The organism is Streptomyces plumbidurans, assembly GCF_019857225.1.
Lineage (GTDB): Bacteria > Actinomycetota > Actinomycetes > Streptomycetales > Streptomycetaceae > Streptomyces > Streptomyces plumbidurans.
On the sequence record NZ_JAFJSY010000010.1, the window covers coordinates 124,426 to 146,593 of the forward strand.

Here is a 22,168-nt window from a genome sequence, read left to right on the forward strand (position 1 = left end):
GGCAGAGAGGCGGAGGGGCGGGGTCTGCAAGCAAGTGCTCGCAGGGCCGCTTGTGAATTCTGGGTCAGACGGGTTCTGGTGAAGTGGCGCCCTTCAGGGCCTCGATAAATGCGGTGAAGGATGTGGCGGGGAGGGACAGGACGCCTTTGCCCGGGTCCTCGAGTCATGCCTTGTCGATGCCCAGGCCAGGGAGATATGGAAGGAGCTGATGATGCCGGTCAACTACTTCTTCCGGCATGAGGTCGCCGAGAAGGTTCGTGCGGAGGCGCGCGAAGAGGGGCGGGAAGAAGGACGCGAAGAGGGCATCGAGCAGGAGCGTGCGGTGTGGGCCCAGCAGGCGGTTTGTGCGGCGAGCGCGGCGGATTTGTTCGCCGAGGGCCCGAACTGATCGGCCGGTCGGCGCGGGGGTGCCTCAGCGTGAGCAGGCACCTCGTTTGCCGTGTTGGGACGTGTTCTGCCAGACGCCCTGGGCGTTCTTGGCGAAAGAGATGGAGTAGCTGACGTAGGGGCTGGTGCCTTCTGGATTGCCCAGCTTCTCGCCCGTCTTGCGGTTCTTCGTGTACGCCTTGCTCTCGTCCGTGCAGTAGGAGACGACTGCGGCTCGCTTGTTGGAGCCGAGGACGACCTTGGGGGCGAAGGCGGGTAGCTTGCCCAGGACGGTGAGGTTCTTGTCCGTGTAGGTCCTGATCCACGCGCGAGTCTGTCCGACGACGCCTTCGGAGTCGTAGAAGGCGACGTCTTTGCTGTCGGGGTTGTTCGCGATGATGGCCGCGTAGCCTGCCCGGAGTTCTTCCTTTGCGTCGGCGAGTACCGCTTGCTTCAGCGGGTCGTTGCTCGTCCAGTTCTCGAAGGTCAGCTGGAATGTGCTCGGAAGGGTGATCTCCGGGCGTTGCGCGGCATCGGTGGGTCCGCCTGGGTCCGCCTTCGCCTTGGCCTTTGCGCCCGTGCTTTTGGCGCTGCCTGCAGGCGAGGCGTCATCGCCGCTGCCACACGCTCCGAGCAGGAGTGCCATGGCGGCAACGAGCGTGCACGTAACGGTGGTTGAGGCGAGGCGGGGCATGCTCACTCTCTTTCGAGGATTGGTGGGCGCGACGATCAGAGCCAGGGCGTGAGGCTCTGCTACTTCCGGCACTCGTTCGCCCTCTCCTGGACCTCTACGACGACGGTCTTCCAGGCCTTGGAGGAGCCGGCCGGTGGATACATGAGCAGCCGGTACTTCACGTAACTGTCGGCGTTCTCCTCGCTGTAGAGGATCTTGCCGGTCTTGATCTCCTTGCTGTACGACTTGGCCTGGTTGCGGCAGAAAGTGACGAGTTCGCGCTTGCCGCCGCCCTGCGCGGTCACGTCAGCGTCGTAGTACCTGTCGGTTCCTGTGACGGTCCAGTGCCCTTTCACCCAGGCCTGGATCTGCGACTTGGCGTACTGCGCGGCCTGACCTTGCGAGTAGTACTGATATGCGGGGTCGTTCGGGTCCTGCTTGGAGATCCCGTGCTTCAGAGCTCGGATGTAGCTCTCCGCTCCGGCTAGTGCTGACGCCTGCTTGGCTTCGGGCGGCGTATCGAAGTCGAACACGAGGTGGAAATCGGTGGGGACGCCGACGTCGGGGGCTCCAGGAGTGGGCGCCGATGCCGATGGTGTCGCGGACCTCGCGTCCGGTTCCTTGCCGTCGTTCGAAGCCGCTGTGTCTCCGCCACCACAGCCGGTGAGCAAGAGGGCGGTTGCCGCGGTGAACGTGGTGACTGTGGTGGGCAGGGCGTAGCGCAGCACAGTTGGTTTCTCCGGGAGCGTGGCTAGCGGTTGACGGCCTGGATCTCCTGGACGTTCATGTCCTGGGTCGTGTCGAACGTGCCGTCGGGGAGGTCGCCCTTGCTTCCGTCGGAGCCTTGCCACGAGACCTGCCAGGTGATGCTGGCCTTCAAGTGGTACGGGGTGCCGTTCGTCGCATGGAGATACGTGATGCCGCACGGCGGGGTCTTGTCGGCGTCGCCCTTCGCATACGCCGTGCCGATGCTGCCGTCGTCATTGATCTTGCAGTCAGCTGAGGCAGGGTACGTCGTCGCGTCGTCCGTGCCCGGTTCCAGGTGCAGAGCTACAGGCTTTGCCGTCGTCTCCGCCCACAAACCCGTGTTCGGCAGAGAGGCGCGGACCTTGACGTCCTTGAACTTGCCCTTGTCCAGCCACACCCAAGTCGGAAGGTTCACCGTCGACTTGGCCGTGGGCTTCACCTCGATCTCGGTCTCGGGAACCTTGATCTTGTCGTAGGCGTACTCGGCGAGAGTCTTCGGGGTGGGGGAGTTGGGGTCGTCGGGGACCTGGCCCGCGGGGACCCAGAACATGATGCGGCCGCAGTCCCAGGAGTCGGGGTCCTGGTCGTCGGGAGCGACTCCTCGCCAGAAGTAGCCGTCCTTGCCGGTGTTGTAGTTCTTGTAGCCGTCGGCGCTGCTGTTGGTCGGCGAGTTCATGTCGAAGTTGTCCGCCGGCTTTCCGTCGCGGTAGTGGTCCGTCCACAGACCCTTGCCGAACCACGACTCGTGGATGCCGACGTCGCCGCCGCCGTCGGTGTCCACGAAGTGCTTGAGCTCCGCGGGAGTGAAGGCAGGCTCGTACCAGCAGGCCGGAGGCTTCCAGTTGGGGTCGACCGTGCCGAGGTTGCCCTGCTTGCCGTCGCCCCCGTCACCGCCACTGACGTACTCGATCTGAATGTGGGACACGGAAGCCTTCAGGGTTCCGTTGTCGGCGCTTCCGTGTGTGTTGCCGTGCGTGCTGGGGACGGGCTTTCCGGCATGGGCCGTGCCCGCAGCACAGAGAAGCGTTCCCGCGGTCAGAGCTACAACCCACCGTGTGCGCCTGGCAGAAATCACTCCTGGCACTCCTTCGCCTTCCCCGTGACGGTGATCTGCTCGGCACGCCAGACGGGCGAGTTCTTCGTGGATGCCATGAGAACGCTGAACTTCTGGAAGCTGGACAGGTCTTCCTTGGTGTACAACACCTTGCCGGTCTTCAGCTCCTTGCCGTAGACCTTGGCCTGGTTCTCGCAGAACTCGACGCGGACGAGCTTGACCGCCTTCGACTGACCTGCGGAGGTGGTTTCGGCGCGGTAGAAGCGGTCGGTACCGGTGAGCGTCCAGCCACCCTTCACGTACGCCTTGATCTGCGAGTTCGCGTACCGGGCCGCGTCTCCGGCCGAGTAGTACTGGTACGCCGGGTCATGCGGATCATGCTTGGTGATGCCGTGGTTCAGCGCCCGGATGTAGTTGCTCGCGTCTTCCAGGGCCGCAGCGCTGTCCGCATCCGACGGCTTGTCGAAGTCGAAGGCCAGCTTGAGGTCCTTGGGCAGGCTCACATCCGGTCGGTCTGCCGCGGTCGGGGCCGACGCCGAGGCCGAAGCCGAAGGACTCCCCGCCCCCGTATCCGCCCCCTTGATGTCGTCCGACGAGGACTTGTCACCCCCACCGCACCCGGTGAGAAGCAGAGCCGCGGCGGCGGTGAACGCGGCAGCGGTAGTCGGCAGTGCGCGGCGGGCCACGGTTGATCTCCCCCGGAGTCGGCTGTGTCGGCTGTGTGCAACAGGGAACGAAGCTATCAGGGGCGGGTAAGAGGGTCTGGCGTGCCGGTGGGGGATTGTGTGGGGGATGTGAGGAGTGTGGCGTGACCGGCGCGGGGGCGGGGATCGTAGGGGCGTGGACCCGTGGTGGCGGTGCCGCCGGGGGTCGTGGGCGCGTGGGTCTGTAGCGGCGGCCCGGCGGGGCAAATCGGGTTTAGGGGGCGCGGGGTGACGTATCGGATGGTGGGCGTGTGCTCTTCGTCTCGTCCGGCCTTCGACGTCCCAAATAAGAGTCCATAAGATCTCGGTAGGCTCACTGCGCCCCACAACCACCGCACTCACAACCACCGCACCCAACACCCCGCACACCACACAACCCAGGACACCGCCATGCCGCGACGCAGCACCTCAAGCTCGACGGGACGCTCGACGGGCAACTCGACGAACGCGAACGCGCCGAGGAACCGGACGCCGCAGGCTGTCCGTGTCCGGCGGCGTTCGTTCGGGGACTTCGTCAAGGCGTTCTTCGCGTTCGTCGCGTTGCTCGTTCTGGTGGTCGGGGTGCCCGGGGCGCTCGCCGTGCTGATCGGGTGGCCGCTGCCGCACGGGGCGCCGAGCCTGGACTGGCTGCAGCGGGAAATCACCGTCGACACGTTCCTGCGCATCCTGACCGTCATCGTGTGGCTGGCCTGGGCCCAGTTCACGGCCTGTGTGCTCGTCGAGGTCAAGGCCGCGCTGTCCGGTGTCGGGGTGCCGGGGCGCGTACCCGGGGCCGGGCCGAGTCAGTTGCTCGCGCGGCAGCTCGTCGCCGCCCTGCTGCTCGTCGGCGCGACCGCCGCCAGCCTCACGCCGGGGCTGTCGAACCTCGGGCACAGCCTGGAGGGCAACCACAAGCCGACCGTGGCCGCGGCGCAGGCGACTCCCGGGATCCTCGCCCAGCAGCAGGAGCAGGCCGCGAGCACCGCGGCCGCCCTCGCCGAGCAGGCCTCCCACGCGCAGGCCGACGCCGGCCACAACGCCAAGCAGCACGGCGACACGAAGTACTACCGCATCCAGCCGCCCGAGGGCCGCCACCACGACTCTCTGTGGGAGATCGCGCAGCGCCACCTCGGTGACGGACGCCGGTACAAGGAGATCTACGAGCTCAACAAGGACCGTATCCAGCCCGACGGTTCCCGCTTGTCCGAGGCCAGCCTGATCCGGCCCGGGTGGATCATGGAGATGCCCGGCGACGCGCACGGCGGCGAGCTCGTCGAGATGCCCGACGCCAACGCCAATGCCAGTGCCCATGTCTCGCCCGGCGTTCAGCAGCAGATTCACGACTACGCCAAGTCCGGCGACCACGCCCAGGGCGGCGGCAGCCAGGCCCAGGGCGGCGGCCACGGCGGCGCCCAGGTCTCCGTGCCCCAGCAGCGCCCCGCCTCCGACGGCGACCGGCAGCACGCCGGTGCTCAGCACACCGCCCCAGCCGCAACCGGCGAAAGCAGCGCCTTCGGGCTCCCCCAGGCCCTCATCGGCGCCCCCCTCCTCGCCGCCGGCCTCCTCGGCGCTCTCGGGCGCCGCCGCCGGCAGGCCCTGTGGCAGTCGGCGCTCGGTGCCGTCGGCGGGCGGCGCGGGATGGAGCCGCCGACGCCGACCGGTGACGCCGCGGACGTGCAGGACGCCCTGCTCGTCGGCGCCGACCCCGACGGCGTACGGCTGCTGGACCGGTCGCTGCGCGGCCTCGCCGCCCAACTCGCCGGTGAGTCGCGCGCCCTGCCCACCGTCTACGCCGCCTGGCTCAGCAACGGCGATCTGCATCTGCAGCTCGCCCAGCCCGCCGGGAAGCCGCCCGCGCCCTGGCAGCTCGGCCAGGACCAGACGTTCTGGATGCTCGCCCGCACCGACGCCGAGCGCTACGACGACGTCGACACGGCCGCGCCGTACCCCGGCCTCGTCAGCCTCGGCACCATGGACGACTCGCGGCTGCTGCTCAACCTGGAGTCCGTGCCGGGCATCGTCTCCCTCAGCGGCCGCGAGGCCGACCGGGCCGCCGTCTTCGCGTCCGTCGCCGCGGAGCTGGCCACCAACGGGTGGTCGGACCGCATGACCATCACCCTCGTCGGGTTCGGCGAGGACCTCACCCCGCTCGCGCCCAACCGGCTGCGCCACCTCGACGGCATCGACGACCTGATCGAGACCATGGAGGCCGAGACGCGGCAGCGCAGGGGAGCGCTCGGCGCCGCCGGACACGACTCCGTCCTCACCGGGCGTACGGGCCCTGCCCAGCACACCCGTTGGGCCCCGCACCTCGTCCTGCTCGCCGCCCAGCCCTCCGCCGAGAACGCCGTCAAACTGGCCGAACTCGCCTCCGACGCGAGCCGCCTCGGCATCGGCTACCTCGTCGGCACCGAGACCGGCGATCTGCCCGGCGCCGCCTGGGAGATGGAGATCACCGGCGCGGGCAAGCTGCTCGCCCCGCTCCTCGGGCTCGAACTCGACGCCCAGATGCTGCCGCTCGCCACCCAGCGCGCCGTCGTCGAGCTGTTCGTCGAGGCCGATCCCGAGCGCGACCCGCAGGGGCCCACGCCCACCCCGCCGTTCCTCGTCGACGTCAGCGAACAGGGGCGCCCGGCGGTGTACGCGCGCCTGGTCGGCCCGTACGAGATCATCGGCCTCGACACCCCGGACGGCGACCGCAGCGCCCTGCTGCACGAGGCGCTCGCGCTGCTCCTGCTGCACCGCGAGGGCGTGCACCCGCGGGTGCTGTCCTCCGCGCTGTGGCCGCGGGGCGTCACCGAGGACGTACGCGACGCGCTGCTGGAGCGGCTGGCGGACTGGCTCGGCACCGACCCGGACGGCAGCCCCCGGCTCTCGGCCGACGCCACCGGGCGGCTGGTGCTCGCCAAGTCCGTGGTGTCCGACCTGGACGTGCTGCGCTCGCTCTACCACGAGGCCACCCAGGGCAAGGGCGTCGACAGCCGGGCCGTGCGCGGGCGGCTGCTCACCGACGCGCTGGTGCTGGTGCGCGGTCCCCTGCTGGCCGACCGTCCCGAGGGCCGCTACCGCTGGCTCACCCACGAGATCATCGACGCCCAACTCCCGCTGCTCGTCGCGGACATCGGGCTCGCCCTGTCCGCCTTCCACCTGGAGAAGAACCGCGCGGAGAAGGCCATCGAGGCCCTGAACGCGGCCCTCAACTCCGCCCCCGCCGACGAGCGCCTGTGGAACGAACTGCTGCGCGCCACCCACGCCACCGGCGACGAGGCCCGCCTGCAGGCCCTCGCCGCCGACCTGGTCAACCGCAGCGGCGCCCGCGGACTGCCGCCGCGCACCGAGGCGCTGCTCGACGAGCTGCTGCCGTCGTGGCGCAGCGGCGTCGCCGCCGTGGGATGAACAGCGACTCGATGACGATCGTGCTGATCGCCGTCGCCGCCCTGTGGGGCGCGGCGGCGGGCGCGCTGCTGCCGCGCGCCGTGTACCGCTTCTCCGTACCGTCCGGGGAGGACTGGCGGGAGCAGTGCCCCGGTGGGCATCCGGTCGGCGGATGGATCGGGCGTGCGCGCTGCGCGCGGTGCGGGCCGGAGCAGGCCGCCTACGGTTCCGCGACGCCCGTGATCATCGCCACCGCCCTCGTCTGCGCCGCCCTCGCCGCCGCCACCGACACCCGCCCCGAACTGGGCGTCTGGCTGCTGCTCGGGCCCGTCGGCGTGCTGCTCGCGGTCGTCGACTTCCGGGTGAAGCGGCTGCCGGACGTGCTCACGCTGCCGCTCGCGAGCGCCGCGCTCGTCCTGCTCGGCATCACGGCCCTGCTGCCCGAGCACGCCGGTGACTGGCTCACCTCCCTCTACGGCGCCCTCGCGCTCGGCGGCGCCTTCTTCGTGCTGTTCCTCATCAACCCCGGCGGCATGGGCTTCGGCGACGTCAAGCTGGCGCTGGGGCTGGGCGCCGCCCTGGGCTGGTACGGCTGGCCGACGCTCATGCTGGGCACCTTCGCGGCGTTCGTGCTCGGCGCGCTGTACGGGGGCGCCCTCGTCGTCGTACGGCGGGCCGGGCGCAAGACGGCCATCGCGTTCGGGCCGTTCCTGATCGCGGGCACGTTCGTGGGGCTGCTCATGGGGGCCTACGCGGCCTGACGACAGCCTCGCACAGGCCCTGGCGTACGCTGGTCAGGACTGTCCGACCGTCCACAACCCTTGACGAAAGGGACGCCCCGGTGACCGAGAAGGCCGAGCTTCAGTCCGTCCTCGACCGTGCCGCGGCCGGCGGGCGGATCACCCCGGAAGAGGCCCTCGACCTCTACCGCGACGCCCCGCTGCACGCGCTGGGCGCCGCGGCCGACGCCGTACGCCGCCGCAAGTACGCGGGCACCGAGCACATCGCGACGTACATCATCGAGCGCAACATCAACTACACCAACGTGTGCGTCACGGCGTGCAAGTTCTGCGCCTTCTACGCGGCCCCCAAGGACACCGAGAAGGGCTGGACCCGCGACCTCGACGACATCCTGCGGCGCTGCGCCGAGACCGTCGAGCTCGGCGGCACCCAGATCATGTTCCAGGGCGGCCACCACCCGGACTACGGCGTGGAGTACTACGAGAAGCACTTCGCGGCCATCAAGAAGGAGTTCCCGCAGCTCGTCATCCACAGCCTGGGGGCGAGCGAGGTCGAGCACATGGCGCGGATCTCGAAGGTCTCCGTCGAGGAGGCGATCCGGCGCATCCACGCCGCCGGCCTCGACTCCTTCGCGGGTGCCGGCGCCGAGTTGCTCCCCGAGCGGCCGCGCAAGGCGATCGCGCCGCTGAAGGAGTCCGGCGAGCGCTGGCTGGAGATCATGGAGACCGCGCACAACCTGGGCGTCGAGTCGACCTCCACCATGCTGATGGGCACCGGCGAGACCAACGCCGAGCGCATCGAGCACCTGCGGATGATCCGCGACGTACAGGACCGGACGGGCGGGTTCCGCGCCTTCATCCCGTACACGTACCAGCCCGAGAACAACCATCTGAAGGGCCGCACGCAGGCCACGCTCTTCGAGTACCTGCGGATGATCGCCATCGCCCGGCTGTTCATGGACAACGTCCAGCACATCCAGGGTTCCTGGCTGACCACGGGCAAGGAGGTCGGCCAGCTGTCGCTGCACTACGGCGCCGACGACCTCGGTTCGATCATGCTGGAGGAGAACGTCGTCTCCTCGGCCGGTGCCAAGCACCGCTCCAACCGGATGGAGATCATCGACCTGATCCGGAAGGCCGGGCGGGTGCCGGCCCAGCGGACGACGACGTACGAGCACATCGTCGTGCACGACGACCCGGCGAACGACCCGGTCGACGAGCGGGTCATGTCCCACATCTCGTCCACGGCGATCGCGGGCGGCACGGCCCACCCGGAGCTGAAGCTCCTGGCCTCCAACTGACCGTACGGTGCTGACGATTCACGCGGCGGACGAGGTGCGCCGCGACTGGGCCACCGCGTCCGCCGCGCGCGTCGGGGTCGTCACGGGAGGCGCCGTGGCGGTCGAGGGCGGGCGTATCGCCGCCGTGGGCACTCTCGCCGAGGTGCAGGAGCGGTTCCCGGGCGGACGGGTGCGGCGCTGGCCCGGGGTGCTCGGGCCCGCCCGCGTGCACGAAGGGCCGCTGCCCGACGCCCCGTCCCCGCGCGAACGCGTCCACGCCGTCCTGAAGTCGGGGGCGACGGCGGTTCTGGCGGCCCACGCCGACTCGCCCGAACTCCGCGCCGCGGCCGACCGCAACGACGTGCTGGTCCTCGCGAGCGCCCGCCGGACGGTGCTCGACGAGAACGCCCGCGCCGACCTCGCCGTGTTCGACGACACCGGCGACTGCATCGCGACGGTGTGCGCCGGACGCCTGGTGCATCGGCGGCGCTGAAGGTCTTTCAGGGGCGCGGGGAACCGCGCGACCGGCCACGAACCACCCGCACTCCGTGCACTCAGCCGGCGAACGCCTTCCCGAACGCCCCCGAACTCTGCTCCACCCCGCTGCAGTTGGTGGCCGCGTCGTCGGAGGCGGAGTCACCGGCCTTGCACTTCTGGTCCCGGAACGTCGACCACATCGACACCCAGGCGATCCCCTTCTTCTGCGCGAACGCCCGCACCTGCGCCGCGTCGGAGAGCGAGAACGTCTCGTTGGCGACGTCGTTCACGCCGAGCATCGAGGTCAGCGCCATGCCCTGCCAGGCGTTCGCGTCGGACAGGCCGAAGACCTTCTTCAGCTGGGTGTGGGCAGCCTTGGCGGAGGTGAGGGCGTAGTCGCCCATGTCGCCGGCGTACGACTCGCCGTAGTTCATGGTCATCAGGTTCACCGTGGAGACCTGCACGTCGTACTTGTTCGCGGATTCCAGCAGCGCCAGGCCGTCGGCGTCCAGGCCGGACGGCATGACCGGGAGCGTGAAGGTGACCTCCAGGTCGCTGCGTTGCTTCTGCAGCAGGGCGATCGCCTTCGAGCGCAGGGCGACCGAGCCGGCGTCGGTCAGTTCGTCGCCCTCGATGTCGAAGTCGGCGCGGTCGGTGCCCGCCGCGTCCAGTGCCTTGCCGTACGCCGCCGCCAGCGCGGACGCGCTGTCGCAGGTCGATGCCAGCTCCTTGCCGGAAGCACCGCCGAAGGAGACGCGGACGTCACCGCCGTCCGCCTTCAGCTTCGAGATCCGGGACTTGATCGCCGAGTTGGTCAGGGCGTCCTGGCCGTCCCACTTCGGGGTGCAGGTTCTGCCGTCGGAGATCACGAAGGCCAGGTTGTACGTCGACGGGGAGCCGGCCGAGTCGTTGGCGGAGGCGTCCGTGGCGCTCACGTAGGGGGCGTATGCGGTGTGGGACGGCTCGGCGGCGTCCGTGCTCCCGCCCGAGTCCCCCGAGCCCGCGGAACAGCCCGCCACGGCCAGGGCGAACAGGCACGTCAGCCCGGCCATCGGCTTCCGGAAAATCGGCATTCGCAGGAACTCGCTCTCGTGCGCTCTCGAGCGCTGTCGTGATGTCATTCTGAAAGGGAAACGTCTCATATGCGGCCGGTGTTCCGGAAGGATTCCACAGGCGAGGGACAGCTCACGAGGTTTCTCTTATGCACCTCACAACAAGACTCGATTCGGTCACATAATGACTCCCTAACGTCTGGGGAATGCATTCCGAGCCTGCCATCGAAAACCGTGCGACCGAACGTGGTCGCCGCCGCAAACGCGGCAACGGGCCTGCTGAGGGGCCCGTGTTCGTTGACAACTCCGGGCGCCGTTCCAAGCTGCTGCGCCGGATCGGCCTGCTCGCCGGCGTGCTGTGCCTCGGGTACGCCGTCGTGCTGGGCCTGGCCTTCATGGGGATCGGCACCGCGACCCCGTCCTCGCTGCTGCCCTTCGCGGGCGGCGGCCCGGCCGGTGTCCGCAACTCCGGCCCCCGGGGCACCGAGCCGCCGGGCGGATTCGGCACCCCGCCGGCGAGGCCCACCGGTACGCCGCTCACGGGCGCCCCCACCGGAACGCGGCCATCCTCATGACGACGACATCCACCACTCGTGGCCGCCGCCGCGCCCCCTCCCGTATGCAGCGCGCGGCGGGCAAGGCCGCGGCACTGCAGAAACCGCGTGTCATCCTCGCCCTGCTGGTGCTGCTCGGGCTGACCAGCGTCATGCTGCTCGACGGCTATCTGCGGGCCGAGGTCGGCGGCGACCAGCGCGTGCGCACCGGCGCCGGCTCCAGCAAGGTCCCCGACAAAGTCCTCGACGGCGGGCCGATCCTCACCTTCCGAGGCGACCGGGCCACCACGGTCTCGGTGCCGAAGAAGACCATCGCGCTCACCTTCGACGACGGTCCGAACCCCACCTACACGCCCCAGGTGCTGAAGATCCTCAAGAAGTACGACGTCCCGGCGACCTTCTTCCTGGTCGGCTCGATGGTCTCGCGCTACCCGGGGATCGTGAAGGACATGGTCGGGCAGGGCGACGAGGTGGGCATCCACACGTTCACCCACGTCGACCTCTCCTACCAGAGCAATGCCCGCGTCGACCGGGAGATGAAGCAGACCCAGCTCGCGCTCGCGGGCGCGGCCGGGATCACGACCACGCTGTTCCGGGCGCCGTACTCCTCGGAGACGGACGCCATCGACAACTACAGCTGGCCGGTCTACAAGAGGCTCGGCCAGGAGGGTTACACCAGCGTCTTCGTCGACACCGACAGCGACGACTGGAAGAAGCCGGGCGTCTCGAAGATCGTGGACTGGGCCACACCGAAGGGGACTTCGGGCGCGGCGGTTCTCATGCACGACGCCGGCGGCGACCGCGAGCAGACGATCAAGGCGCTGCCGAAGTACATCGAGAAGATGAAGGCGAAGGGCTACACCTTCACCACCATCAGCGGCGTCATGGAGAAGCAGAACACCGGCAGCGGCCGGGCGGTGACCGGTGCTGCCGCGGCGCTGCGGCCGGGCGGCAGTGTCCCCAACGGCCCGCAGGCGCGCGGCGTTTCGGTCACGGGCGGCCTGCAGGCCGCCCAGCACAAGGCCACCGGCGCGACCCTCTACGAGGGCAAGGCGCTGATCGTGGCCGTCGCCGTGGCCGAGTACGCGCTGCCCGTGCTCTCGGTCGGTCTGATGGTCGTGGGCGTGGCCGTCATGGGCCGCTTCGGGATGATGGTGGTCCTCGCCCGCCGCCACTACAGACAGCGCAACAAGCGCCGGTTCAGCTGGGGGCCGCCGGTCACCCGGCCGGTCAGCGTGATCGTCCCGGCGTACAACGAGAAGGAGTGCATCGCCAACACCCTCGAGTCGCTGTCGAGGAGCACCCATCCGATCGAGGTCATCGTGGTCGACGACGGCTCGACGGACGGCACCTCCGAGATCGCGCGTGAGGCGGCGAACGCGCTCGGCATGACCAATGTCCGGGTGATCCGCCAGGAGAACGCGGGCAAGCCGGCCGCCCTCAACCACGGGGTGCGCAGCGCCAGTTGCGACATCGTCGTGATGATGGACGGCGACACCGTCTTCGAACCGGACACCGTACGGCACCTCGTGCAGCCCTTCGCCGACCCCGAGGTCGGCGCCGTCGCCGGCAACGCCAAGGTCGGCAACCGCAACACGCTCATCGGCGCCTGGCAGCACATCGAGTACGTGATGGGCTTCAACCTCGACCGGCGCATGTACGACCTGCTGCGCTGCATGCCCACCATTCCGGGCGCGATCGGCGCCTTCCGCCGCGAGGCGGTGCTGCAGGTCGGCGGGATGAGCGAGGACACCCTCGCCGAGGACACCGACATCACCATCGCCATGCACCGCGCGGGCTGGCGGGTCGTCTACCAGGAGCACGCCCGGGCCTGGACGGAGGCGCCCGGATCGCTCAAGCAGCTGTGGTCGCAGCGCTACCGCTGGTCGTACGGCACCATGCAGGCGCTGTGGAAGCATCGCAAGTCCCTTACGGACAAGGGACCTTCGGGCCGCTTCGGCCGCGTCGGCATGCCGCTCGTCGTCATCTTCCAGATCGTGACGCCGGTCTGCGCCCCGCTCATCGACGTGTTCACCGCCTACTCGATGATCTTCGTCGACTTCACGGCGGCCCTGCTCGCCTGGCTCGCGGTGCTGGCCATTCAACTCGTCTGCGCGGCCTACGCGTTCCGCCTCGACCGCGAAAAGTACCGCTACCTCCTGATGATGCCCCTCCAGCAACTGGCCTACCGCCAGATGATGTACCTCGTCCTCATCCACTCCTGCATCACCGCCCTCACCGGCGGCCGCCTCCGCTGGCAGAAGCTGAAACGAACGGGCGAGGTCGGAACTCCGGCGGGGGTGGGCTGAATTGGGTTCGCACAGAAGAGGAGCGCCACCCGCCGCTTCCGCTACCGCTGTGGGCAATCGTTCCGCACGGCGGAACGGGTGGGCACAGCCTGCAGCGCCGGGCGCGGCTGAACCCGGCGAGACGGGGAGCACCGTCCCACTGCCTCAAGTCCCCCCGCGGGACCGCTACTTCGACACCCTCAGAGCAGTAGCCCTGGTAAGGGTCGTCACGTACCACACCTTCGGCTGGCCCTGGGCAGGAATGATCTACCCCTCGATGGGCGTCATGTTCGCCCTCGCAGGCACCCTTATGGCCAAGTCCCTGGAGCGCCCCGCCCCGAAGGTCCTCAGGAGCCGCCTGCGAAGACTCCTCCCCCCGTTCTGGTTCTGGGGCGTCTTCGTGGTCCTCGCCATGCTGATCCACGGCTGGATCCCCGGCTGGCAGATCGTCTACTGGGTCGTCCCGCTCGGCGACCCCCCGGGCAACGCCTGGGGCGAGCAGGCATGGGAGATCCTCTGGTACCTGCGGACGTACCTCTGGTTCGTCCTGCTGTCCCCCCTTCTCCTACGGCTCTTCCGGCTCGCCCCGCTCCCCGTCCTGGCCCTGTCCCTCGCCCCGATCCTGGTCCTGAACTTCGTCTGGACCGGCCCGGACAACCGCTTCGGCAGCGCCCTGTGGGACCTGTCGACGTACCTCTTCTGCTGGATCCTCGGCTTCGCGCACCGCGACGGCGTGCTGCAGCGGATGAAGCCGGCCCTCGTCGTCGCGCTCTCGCTCGCCGCGCTGGGCTACGGCGGCTGGTACGCCTTCGGCCACCAATCCGATTTCGGCACGTACGACCTTGACGAGGACCCGCTCGCCCAGGCCTTCTGGTCGGCCGGCTTCGTGCTGCTGCTGATGTGGGCGAAGGCGTACTTCCGGATCGACTTCGCTCGACTGACCAGCTTCCGGCGGCTGGACCGGACGGTCACGGTCTTCAACGCGCGTGCCGTGACGATCTACCTCTGGCACGAGATCGCGCTGATCCTGGCCGTCCCGCTGATCGACCAGTTCTGGAACGTGCCCGCGTTCGAGAAGTACCTGCCGCTGGAGAGCCAGTGGTTCATGTTCGGCATCGGCTGGGTCCTGATCGCGGTGTTCGTCCTTGTGTGCGGCTGCGTGGAGGACGTGGCCGCGAAGAAGAAGCCCAGACTCCTTCCGGGAGGGCGGGCTGCAACAATGGCGAGGTGACCCGCGCTTCCCTGAACAAGCAGCCGCACGAAGTCGCCTCGATGTTCGACGACGTGGCGGAACGGTACGACCTGACGAACGACGTGCTGTCGCTCGGCCAGGACCGGGTGTGGCGCAAGGAGGTGGCGAAGGCGGTCGATGCCAGGCCGGCGCGGAAGGTCCTGGACCTCGCGGCGGGCACGGCGACCTCCTCGCTGCCGTTCGCCCGCACGGGCGCCTATGTCGTCCCCTGCGACTTCTCCCTCGGCATGCTCCAGGTCGGCAAGAAGAAGCACCCCTGGCTGCCGCTGACCGCGGGCGACGCGACGAAGCTGCCGTTCCGCGACGACACCTTCGACGCCGTCACGATCTCCTTCGGGCTGCGCAACGTGCAGGACGTCGACGGCGCCCTGCGCGAGATGCACCGGGTGACCAAGCCCGGCGGCCGGGTGGTGATCTGCGAGTTCTCGCACCCGACCTGGGCGCCCTTCCGCACCGTCTACACCGAGTACCTGATGCGCGCCCTCCCGCCGGTCGCCCGCGCGGTCTCCTCCAGCCCCGACGCCTACGTCTACCTCGCCGAGTCCATCCGCGCCTGGCCCGACCAGCCCGCGCTGGCCGAGCGGCTGCAGAAGGCCGGTTGGTCGAAGGTGGCGTGGAAGAACCTCACGGGCGGCGTGGTGGCCCTGCACCGCGGGTTCAAGCAGAGCTGACCACGTACGGGTCGCCCGGCTCGTCGAGTTCGCGCTGCAGTCCGCCCGTGGGGGGCCGGGGGATGCGGGGCTCGCGCATGCCTCCGCCGCCCTCCCCCTCGCCGAAGTCGAACCACACGTAGATCACGGAGTCCCGGGGCACCTCGGCGCCCGGCTGCGGGTACTGCCGTACGACGTATTCGACGACGGTCTGGTGGAAGTCCGGCCGGTCCGGTGCGTTGAGGAAGAGCCCGGTCGTCTCTGCCGACTTGCGCGCGTCCATGGCCATCAGCCCGACAAGCCGTGGTACGCGCACTTCGGGTGGTTTGGGTGTTATACGCACAGATGTCACCCCCAGCGGTACAGGCAGGGTAACCGCCCGGGGGTGTCATCCGGAAGCGTCAAGTGTCTTTCTGTAGCAGTCAGTTACTCCGTGTGACCGGTTTGGAGGTCGAGGCCGAAGCAGAGCGCGTCCTCGTCGAGACGCGGGTGCCGGTAGGTCTCCCTCAGCTCCATGCCGAGGCGCTTCGTGACCGCGATCGACCGCTCGTTTCCGGGTCTGACCATCGCCACCACGCTCGTCACCCCGGCCGCCCGCAGCCGCTCCAGCGTCATCTGCGCGGCGGCCGTTGCGTACCCCTTGCCCCAGAACTCCCGGCCGAGCCGCCAGCCGATCTCTATCTCGCCGCTGGGCCCCCACTCGTGCGGCCACGGCTGGGCGCCGGTGAACCCGATGACCTGCCCGCGGTCGTCGCTCATGGTCCACAGGCAGAAGCCCCGTTCGGCATCGTGCCGGCGCTGCCGGGCGGTGAGCTCCTCGTAGACGGACAGTTCCGCGGACGTACCGCCGTGGAACTCCATGACGTCCGGGTCGTCGAAGACCCGGTGCCAGGCGATCGCGTCCTCGTCGGTGGGTACGCGCAGCCGTACTACGGGGAGAGCTCGGTTCACGAGGGCAGCCCTTCAGCCAGGTGATCAATGCTGCTGAATAGACTGCCCCTGTCCCGTGCCGTCCGGCACAGAGATTTCGAAGTTGGGGAGATCCCGCCGTGACCGTCGCGCCCGAGCCGCTCTCCGAGAACACCGCCGATGTGATCGTCGTGGGCGCGGGGCCCGCCGGTTCCACGACCGCCTACCACCTCGCCAAGTCCGGCCTGGACGTCCTCCTGCTGGAGAAGACCGAGTTCCCGCGGGAGAAGGTCTGCGGTGACGGCCTCACCCCGCGCGCGGTCAAACAGCTTGTGGCCATGGGCATCGACATCTCCGAGGAAGCCGGCTGGCTGCGCAACAAGGGCCTGCGGATCATCGGCGGGGGAGTGCGGCTCCAGCTCGACTGGCCGGATCTGGCCTCCTTCCCCGACTACGGTCTCGTCCGCAAGCGCGACGACTTCGACGAGCAGCTCGCCCGGCAGGCCCAGAAGGCGGGCGCGCGGCTCTACGAGCGCTGCAACGTCGGTGCCCCGATCGTCGACGAGCGCACCGGCCGCATCACCGGCGTCCACGCCAAGCTCGGCGAGGACAAGCGCGAGGTGACCTTCCACGCGCCGCTGGTCGTCGCCGCCGACGGCAACTCGACGCGGCTCTCGCTGGCGATGGGCCTGCACCGCCGCGAGGACCGCCCGATGGGCGTCGCCGTACGGACGTACTTCACCTCGCCCCGCCACGAGGACGACTACCTGGAGTCCTGGCTGGAACTGTGGGACCGCCGCGGCCCCCAGGACCGGCTGCTGCCCGGCTACGGCTGGATCTTCGGCATGGGCGACGGCACCTCGAACGTCGGCCTCGGCGTGCTGAACACCTCGGCGGCCTTCAAGGAGCTGGACTGGCGCGAGATCCTCAAGGCGTGGTGCGCCTCCATGCCCGAGGACTGGGGCTACACCCCGGACAACATGACCGGGCCGATCCGCGGCGCCGCGCTCCCCATGGCCTTCAACCGCCAGCCCCACTACACCAAGGGCCTGCTCCTGGTGGGCGACGCCGGCGGCCTGGTGAACCCGTTCAACGGCGAGGGCATCGCCTACGCCATGGAGTCCGGCCAGATCGCCGCCGACGTCATCGTCCAGGCCCACGCCCGCCCGACGCCCGCGAGCCGTGAACTCGCCCTGCAGCGCTACCCCCGGGTCCTCAAGGACACCTACGGCGGCTACTACACGCTGGGCCGCGGCTTCGTGAAGCTCATCGGCAACCCGAAGATCATGAAGATCGCGGCCCAGCGCGGCCTGACCCACCCCATGCTCATGAAGTTCACCCTCAAGATGCTGGCGAACCTGACCGACCCGACCGGCGGCGACGCCATGGACCGGATCATCAACGGCCTGAGCAAGGTGGCCCCGAAGGCGTGAACCGGCCGAACTAGCTGTTCAACGCCGCCACGTTGGCGGCCCGGCGGGCGAACACCTCGTCGCGCCGGTCCGCCACCTGCCGCAGCGCGTTCTTGCGGTCCCGGCCGGAGAGCCGGTCCAGGTAGACCCGGCCGTTGCAGTGGTCGGTCTCGTGCTCCAGGCAGCGCGCGAAGTACCCCGTCCCCTCGATGACGAGCGGCTGCCCGTCCTTGTCCAGCCCGCGCACCACGGCCCGGTCGGGGCGCGGTACGTCCATGACGGCACCCGGCACCGACAGGCACCCCTCGTTCTCGTCGAGCAGCCGGCGCCCGGCGGGTGCGAGCGCGTCGAGCACCGGGTTGACGATGTGCCCGACATGGCGGGTCCCGTCGTCGTCCGGGCAGTCGTAGACGAACAGCCGCAGGTCGACGCCGACCTGGTTCGCCGCGAGGCCGGCTCCCTCGGCGATGTACATGGTCAGGAACATGTCGTCGATGAGCGCGGCCAGGTCGGGACCGAACTCGGTGACGTCCCTGCAGGGCTTGTGCAGGACCTCCTCACCGACCTCGGTCACGCGCCGCACCCTCCCGCGCCGGGCCTCGGGCGCGAGCGGCGGATACGAGTCGACGGGCCTGCCTTGCACGAACACACTGGGCATCTCTGTGTCTCCCTGTGATTGTGAGGATGCTGTGGGTGGCGGGAAAACAGGGTTCCGGCCTGCGGAAGCCCTCCCTACCCTCCGGTACTCATGACAACAGAACACTCACCGCGACCGGAGGGGAACTCCGGCCACACCCGCAGACGATTCCTCGCCGGCACCGGGGGCGCGGCGGGTGCGCTCGCCTTATGGCCCGCCACGCGCGCGAGCGCGGCCTCCACCGGCAAGCGCGTCGCCGTCCTCGGCGGCGGGGTCTCCGGCCTCAGCGCCGCCCACGAACTCGCCGAACGCGGCTACGCCGTCACCGTCTACGAGTACTACGACATCCTCGGCGGCAAGGCCCGCTCGATGGACGTCCCCGGCACCGCGAGCGGCGGGCGCAAGCCCCTGCCCGGCGAGCACGGCTTCCGCTTCTTCCCCGGCTTCTACCGGAACCTGCCGGACACGATGCGCCGCATCCCCTTCCCCGGCAGCGCGAACGGTGTCCACGGCAACCTGCGGAACGCCACCGAGGAGCTGTTCGCCCGCGCCTCGGGACGGCCGGATCTGCACTTCCCGCTGCGCCGCGCGACGACCCCGCCCGCCCCCGGAGACATCACCCCGTCCTGGATCCGCGACCAGATCCTCTCCGTGCTGGACCTGGGCACCCGCCTCCCGGCCCACGAGGTCGCCTACTTCGCCGACCGACTCCTCGTCCACCTCACCAGCTGCGACGCCCGCCGCGAGGGCCAGTGGGAGAAGGTCGCGTGGTGGGACTTCATCCGCGCCGACGACATGAGCGAGGAGTACCGGACCCTCCTCGGCATCGGCCAGACCCGCAACCTCGTCGCCACGCGCGCGGAGGTGGCGTCCACGCGCACCGTCGGCCGCGTCATCATCGAGGCCCTGATCCTCTGGGGCCTGCTCGGCCGCGGCCTGGACGGCGACGCCGACGTCGACCGGGTCCTCAACGCCCCCACGAGCGAGGCCTGGATCGACCCCTGGGAGACCCATCTGCGCTCCCTGGGCGTCGAATTCGTTCTGGGCACCCAGGTCCACGAGGTCCTCCACGACGGCGGCCGGGTCACCGGCGTACGGGTGTCCGCGCGCGACGGCGGCCAGGAGCGCACGGTCACCGCCGACCACTACGTCTCCGCGATGCCCGTCGAACACGCCCGCACGACCTGGGGCAGGGCGCTGCGGGCGGCCGACCCGCAGCTCGCCAGGTGCGACGCGCTGCAGACGGACTGGATGACCGGCGTGATGTTCTACCTGCGCACGCCCACGCCCGTCGTGCACGGCCACATCAACTGCCTCGACTCACCCTGGTCGGTGACCGGCATCGGCCAGGCCCAGTTCTGGGACGTCCGCGACTTCTCGCGCGACTACGGCGACGGCCGGGCCCACGACTGCCTCTCGGCGATCATCTCCGAGTGGGACAAGCCGGGCATCCTGTACGGCAAGACGGCCAAGGAGTGCACCAAGGACGAGATCGTCGCCGAGCTCTGGGCGCAGCTGAAGGACGCCCTGAACGACTCCGGCAAGACGACGCTCACCGACGAGGACCGCCTCGGCTGGTTCATGGACCCGGCCGTGACGGGCCTGGGCGGCCCCGAGCCGCGCAATCGCGAGCAGCTCCTCATCCATCCCACGGGAACCCTCTACAACCGCCCCTCGGCCCGCACAGCGGTCCCGAACTTCTTCCTCGCCGGCGACTACGTCCGCACGGACGTCGACCTGGCGACGATGGAAGGCGCCAACGAGTCGGCGCGACGGGCCGTCAACGCCCTCCTGGACGCGGACAATTCGGACGCGGGACGCTGCGAGATCTGGGAGCTGTACCGCCCGCCGGAGATGGAGCCCCTCAAGCGCGTCGACGAGGTCCGCTACCGGCTGGGCCTGCCCAACACCTTCGACCTGGGCTGAGCCCGACCGGGCCGGGCTCGGCGGAACGGGCTGGGCGGAGCGGGCTGGGCGGAACGGGCTGGGCGGAACGGGCGGAAGGACCGCGGCCCCCGAGCGGCTGCGGTCCTTCCGTGCGTCCGTATTGCGTGAGTTGTGCTGTGAGGTGCTGAGAGGTGCGTCAGAGCATCCGCACCGCGCCGGTCGGCGGGTCGTAGGAGAGCGGCTTCTCGACCACACCGGTCGACGGGTTCTGCGCGCCGACGAACATGCCGTCGCCGACGTACACCGCCACGTGGTACGCGCTGCCCGCGCTGCCCCAGTACAGGATGTCGCCGGGCTGCAGGTTGCTCAGCGAGACCTGGGTGCCGGCCGTCGACTGGCTCTGCGAGACGCGCGGCAGGTCGACGCCGACCTGCTTGAAGGCGGCCTGCACCAGACCGGAGCAGTCCCACGAGTTGGGGCCGGTGCCGCCGGAGACGTACGCGTCGCCGACCTGAGCCTTCACGAAGGCGATGACCGCCGCGGCCGAACCGGTGGCCGTGGCCGAGCTCGTGGAGGCCGTCGAGGTGCCGGCGGTGGCGGAGAGGGTGGTCCGCTCCGTGCTGCGCGAGGCGCGCTCGGCGGCGGCCTTGCGGGCGGCCTCCTGGGCCTTCTTCTTGGCCTCTGCCTTCTTCTTCGCCTGTGCGAGGTCCGCCTTGGCCTGCTTCGCGGCCTTTGTGGCGGCGGCGTCACGCTCGGCCTGCAGCTGGTAGTTCGCGGCCGCCTGCTGCGTGGCGTCCGCGGACTGGGCGACCTGAGTGGCCATGTCGGCCGTCAGGGTGGGCAGTTCGAGGGTCTGCGTGACCGGCTCGGCGGCATTCGCCGAAGCCGACGCACCCGCCGCTGCCATGCTGAGGACGCCACCGGTCACACCGACGCGCAACGCGAGCGACGACGTCGCGGTGCGGCGGGGTTTCCGGTGGCTGCGTATGTGAGCGGTGTGGGACATGAGAACAACCGGTATCAGGGGCTCCTCCATACCTTCAAGAAACGTGTGCTGCGCCACAGTTGTTCAACTGACGCCCCGAAACCTGGTTCCAGCGACCCTTATTGACGCCCTAACGGACATAGCGGGCACGGCCCATTGCCCTCGTGATCACGGTCTTTCATCGTTACGCCCGAATTGCCCCGCGCCTACCACCGGTTGAGGCAGTTGGCCAAGCCCCGTTCTCATGCCCCTCTCATGAGTGTGGCGGAGGTCACGCAACGGTCACGCCGACGGCTGCGTCTCGCGCGAAGATCACGACGAGATTGCGCCGGGGTCACGACCGGGCTCCGCTCGTGAACGCGTGCACGCGTCCACACCGCACCGCACACCTCCCCCTGACGTGTGAACGCAGTCCTCTATCAAGACGACCCGTCCAGCGCCAATTTGCATGCAAGGGAAGTCTCTTGATATTGAGACGCCGCCTCCGAACTGCGTCGACAAGCGGAAATGTCACCTCTGGTGACCACTCGGACGCTTCACGTACGAAGATCACTTCTGCTCCGGCTTCATGATCCTTCGTCAGGTGGTGGAGATCACAAAGCTTGTGCAATACCCCGTGTCGCAGATCACAGAGCGGCGGGCATAAGATGCGAGGCAGTTGGGCTTGTGACCTGCTTCACATGTTCTCGATCTTCGCCGGGACGGGCGGGGTGAGAGGGGCGTATGAGGCGGGTGTGAGCCCGCCATCGCCAGCAGTCAGTGCCGACTGAGAGGAGCGAGGAGCGGTGAACGCGTATGCGCCCATCCTCGTACTGGGAGCCCTCGGGGCAGGCTTTGCGATCTTCTCCGTGGTCATGGCCACGCTGATCGGTCCGAAGCGGTACAACCGGGCCAAGCTCGAGGCCTACGAGTGCGGGATCGAGCCGACCCCCACGCCGGCCGGCGGCGGGCGTTTCCCCATCAAGTACTACCTGACGGCGATGCTCTTCATCGTCTTCGACATCGAGATCGTCTTCCTCTACCCCTGGGCCGTCACCTTCGACTCCCTGGGGATTTTCGGGCTCGTGGAGATGCTGCTCTTCGTGCTCACCGTCTTCGTCGCGTACGCGTACGTATGGCGGCGCGGCGGCCTGGAATGGGACTGAGG

Annotated in this window: 21 protein-coding genes; 12 read left to right on the plus strand and 9 right to left on the minus strand. The window is 69.3% G+C overall.

Translation table 11 applies throughout. The features are described 5' to 3' along the window. The first annotated feature begins 208 nt into the window (after positions 1-208). The gene (locus JYK17_RS09205) at positions 209-388 is read left to right on the plus strand and encodes a hypothetical protein (protein WP_234547959.1); all 180 of its coding nucleotides are present in this window, start codon (positions 209-211) and stop codon (positions 386-388) included. Between the two features lie 24 nt (positions 389-412). On the opposite strand, the gene JYK17_RS09210 is transcribed toward JYK17_RS09205, so the two are convergent. The 4 genes from JYK17_RS09210 to JYK17_RS09225 form a co-directional block, all read right to left on the minus strand. Then, positions 413-1,012, minus strand: a complete 600-nt coding sequence (locus JYK17_RS09210) for a hypothetical protein (RefSeq protein WP_234547958.1) — start codon at positions 1,010-1,012, stop codon at positions 413-415. Between the two features lie 107 nt (positions 1,013-1,119). After that, positions 1,120-1,767 (minus strand): hypothetical protein, encoded by a 648-nt coding sequence (locus JYK17_RS09215; RefSeq protein ID WP_234547957.1) that lies wholly within the window; start codon positions 1,765-1,767, stop codon positions 1,120-1,122. A 23-nt stretch (positions 1,768-1,790) separates the two neighbouring features. Beyond that, positions 1,791-2,861 carry a hypothetical protein gene (locus JYK17_RS09220; RefSeq protein WP_372465030.1) on the minus strand — a complete coding sequence of 357 codons (1,071 nt, stop codon included), beginning with the start codon at positions 2,859-2,861 and terminating at the stop codon, positions 1,791-1,793. Beyond that, entirely contained in the window at positions 2,858-3,343 is a 486-nt protein-coding gene (locus tag JYK17_RS09225) for a hypothetical protein (protein WP_234547956.1), read from the minus strand. Before JYK17_RS09225 ends, JYK17_RS09220 begins: the two co-directional genes overlap by 4 nt. A gap of 591 nt (positions 3,344-3,934) precedes the next feature. Here JYK17_RS09225 and JYK17_RS09230 point away from each other — a divergent pair. The 4 genes from JYK17_RS09230 to JYK17_RS09245 all read left to right on the plus strand — a co-directional run bounded on the left by JYK17_RS09230 (position 3,935) and on the right by JYK17_RS09245 (position 9,411). Then, positions 3,935-6,919 carry a BTAD domain-containing putative transcriptional regulator gene (locus JYK17_RS09230; protein WP_222810161.1) on the plus strand — a complete coding sequence of 995 codons (2,985 nt, stop codon included), beginning with the start codon at positions 3,935-3,937 and terminating at the stop codon, positions 6,917-6,919. An 11-nt stretch (positions 6,920-6,930) separates the two neighbouring features. Next, positions 6,931-7,659 (plus strand): prepilin peptidase, encoded by a 729-nt coding sequence (locus JYK17_RS09235; protein WP_222810162.1) that lies wholly within the window; start codon positions 6,931-6,933, stop codon positions 7,657-7,659. Between the two features lie 80 nt (positions 7,660-7,739). Beyond that, positions 7,740-8,939: a cyclic dehypoxanthinyl futalosine synthase gene (gene mqnC, locus JYK17_RS09240; RefSeq protein ID WP_222810163.1), complete on the plus strand. Its 1,200-nt coding sequence runs from the start codon at positions 7,740-7,742 to the stop codon at positions 8,937-8,939. A 7-nt stretch (positions 8,940-8,946) separates the two neighbouring features. After that, on the plus strand, positions 8,947-9,411 hold the full coding sequence (locus JYK17_RS09245) for an imidazolonepropionase-like domain-containing protein (RefSeq protein ID WP_222810164.1): 465 nt from the start codon (positions 8,947-8,949) through the stop codon (positions 9,409-9,411). 61 nt (positions 9,412-9,472) lie between these two features. Here the strand turns inward: JYK17_RS09245 and JYK17_RS09250 are convergent, their stop codons facing one another. Beyond that, a complete protein-coding gene (locus JYK17_RS09250) occupies positions 9,473-10,468 on the minus strand; it encodes a chitinase (protein WP_206660186.1) in 996 nt (331 codons plus the stop codon). 269 nt (positions 10,469-10,737) lie between these two features. Here JYK17_RS09250 and JYK17_RS09255 point away from each other — a divergent pair, with 269 nt between their 5' ends. From JYK17_RS09255 to JYK17_RS09270, 4 genes are all read left to right on the plus strand, one after another. Then, on the plus strand, positions 10,738-11,022 hold the full coding sequence (locus tag JYK17_RS09255; RefSeq protein WP_308011664.1) for a hypothetical protein: 285 nt from the start codon (positions 10,738-10,740) through the stop codon (positions 11,020-11,022). Continuing rightward, a complete protein-coding gene (locus JYK17_RS09260; protein ID WP_222810165.1) occupies positions 11,019-13,310 on the plus strand; it encodes a bifunctional polysaccharide deacetylase/glycosyltransferase family 2 protein in 2,292 nt (763 codons plus the stop codon). The genes JYK17_RS09255 and JYK17_RS09260 overlap by 4 nt, the downstream gene beginning before the upstream one ends. A gap of 139 nt (positions 13,311-13,449) precedes the next feature. After that, positions 13,450-14,520, plus strand: coding sequence for an acyltransferase family protein (locus tag JYK17_RS09265; protein ID WP_222810192.1), 1,071 nt, complete (start codon positions 13,450-13,452; stop codon positions 14,518-14,520). Further along, entirely contained in the window at positions 14,517-15,212 is a 696-nt protein-coding gene (locus JYK17_RS09270; protein ID WP_108014510.1) for a demethylmenaquinone methyltransferase, read from the plus strand. The genes JYK17_RS09265 and JYK17_RS09270 overlap by 4 nt, the downstream gene beginning before the upstream one ends. Here JYK17_RS09270 and JYK17_RS09275 read toward each other — a convergent pair. Both JYK17_RS09275 and JYK17_RS09280 read right to left on the minus strand, forming a co-directional pair. Continuing rightward, a complete protein-coding gene (locus JYK17_RS09275; protein WP_164932225.1) occupies positions 15,199-15,507 on the minus strand; it encodes a PASTA domain-containing protein in 309 nt (102 codons plus the stop codon). The two genes, JYK17_RS09270 and JYK17_RS09275, sit on opposite strands and share 14 nt — an antisense overlap. Positions 15,508-15,617: 110 nt before the next feature. Next, positions 15,618-16,142, minus strand: coding sequence for a GNAT family N-acetyltransferase (locus JYK17_RS09280; RefSeq protein WP_108014512.1), 525 nt, complete (start codon positions 16,140-16,142; stop codon positions 15,618-15,620). A 98-nt stretch (positions 16,143-16,240) separates the two neighbouring features. On the opposite strand from JYK17_RS09280, the gene JYK17_RS09285 reads away from it, so the two are divergent. Beyond that, positions 16,241-17,533 carry a geranylgeranyl reductase family protein gene (locus JYK17_RS09285; RefSeq protein ID WP_108014513.1) on the plus strand — a complete coding sequence of 431 codons (1,293 nt, stop codon included), beginning with the start codon at positions 16,241-16,243 and terminating at the stop codon, positions 17,531-17,533. 10 nt (positions 17,534-17,543) lie between these two features. Here the strand turns inward: JYK17_RS09285 and def are convergent, their stop codons facing one another. Then, positions 17,544-18,170: a peptide deformylase gene (gene def, locus JYK17_RS09290; RefSeq protein WP_108014514.1), complete on the minus strand. Its 627-nt coding sequence runs from the start codon at positions 18,168-18,170 to the stop codon at positions 17,544-17,546. A gap of 90 nt (positions 18,171-18,260) precedes the next feature. Here def and JYK17_RS09295 point away from each other — a divergent pair, with 90 nt between their 5' ends. Continuing rightward, a complete protein-coding gene (locus tag JYK17_RS09295) occupies positions 18,261-20,075 on the plus strand; it encodes a hydroxysqualene dehydroxylase (RefSeq protein ID WP_108014515.1) in 1,815 nt (604 codons plus the stop codon). Between the two features lie 157 nt (positions 20,076-20,232). Here the strand turns inward: JYK17_RS09295 and JYK17_RS09300 are convergent, their stop codons facing one another. Further along, positions 20,233-21,042 carry a C40 family peptidase gene (locus JYK17_RS09300; RefSeq protein WP_108014516.1) on the minus strand — a complete coding sequence of 270 codons (810 nt, stop codon included), beginning with the start codon at positions 21,040-21,042 and terminating at the stop codon, positions 20,233-20,235. Positions 21,043-21,806: 764 nt separating this feature from the next. Between JYK17_RS09300 and JYK17_RS09305 the strand changes: the two genes are divergently transcribed. Continuing rightward, positions 21,807-22,166: an NADH-quinone oxidoreductase subunit A gene (locus JYK17_RS09305; RefSeq protein WP_030379754.1), complete on the plus strand. Its 360-nt coding sequence runs from the start codon at positions 21,807-21,809 to the stop codon at positions 22,164-22,166. Positions 22,167-22,168 lie beyond the last annotated feature (2 nt).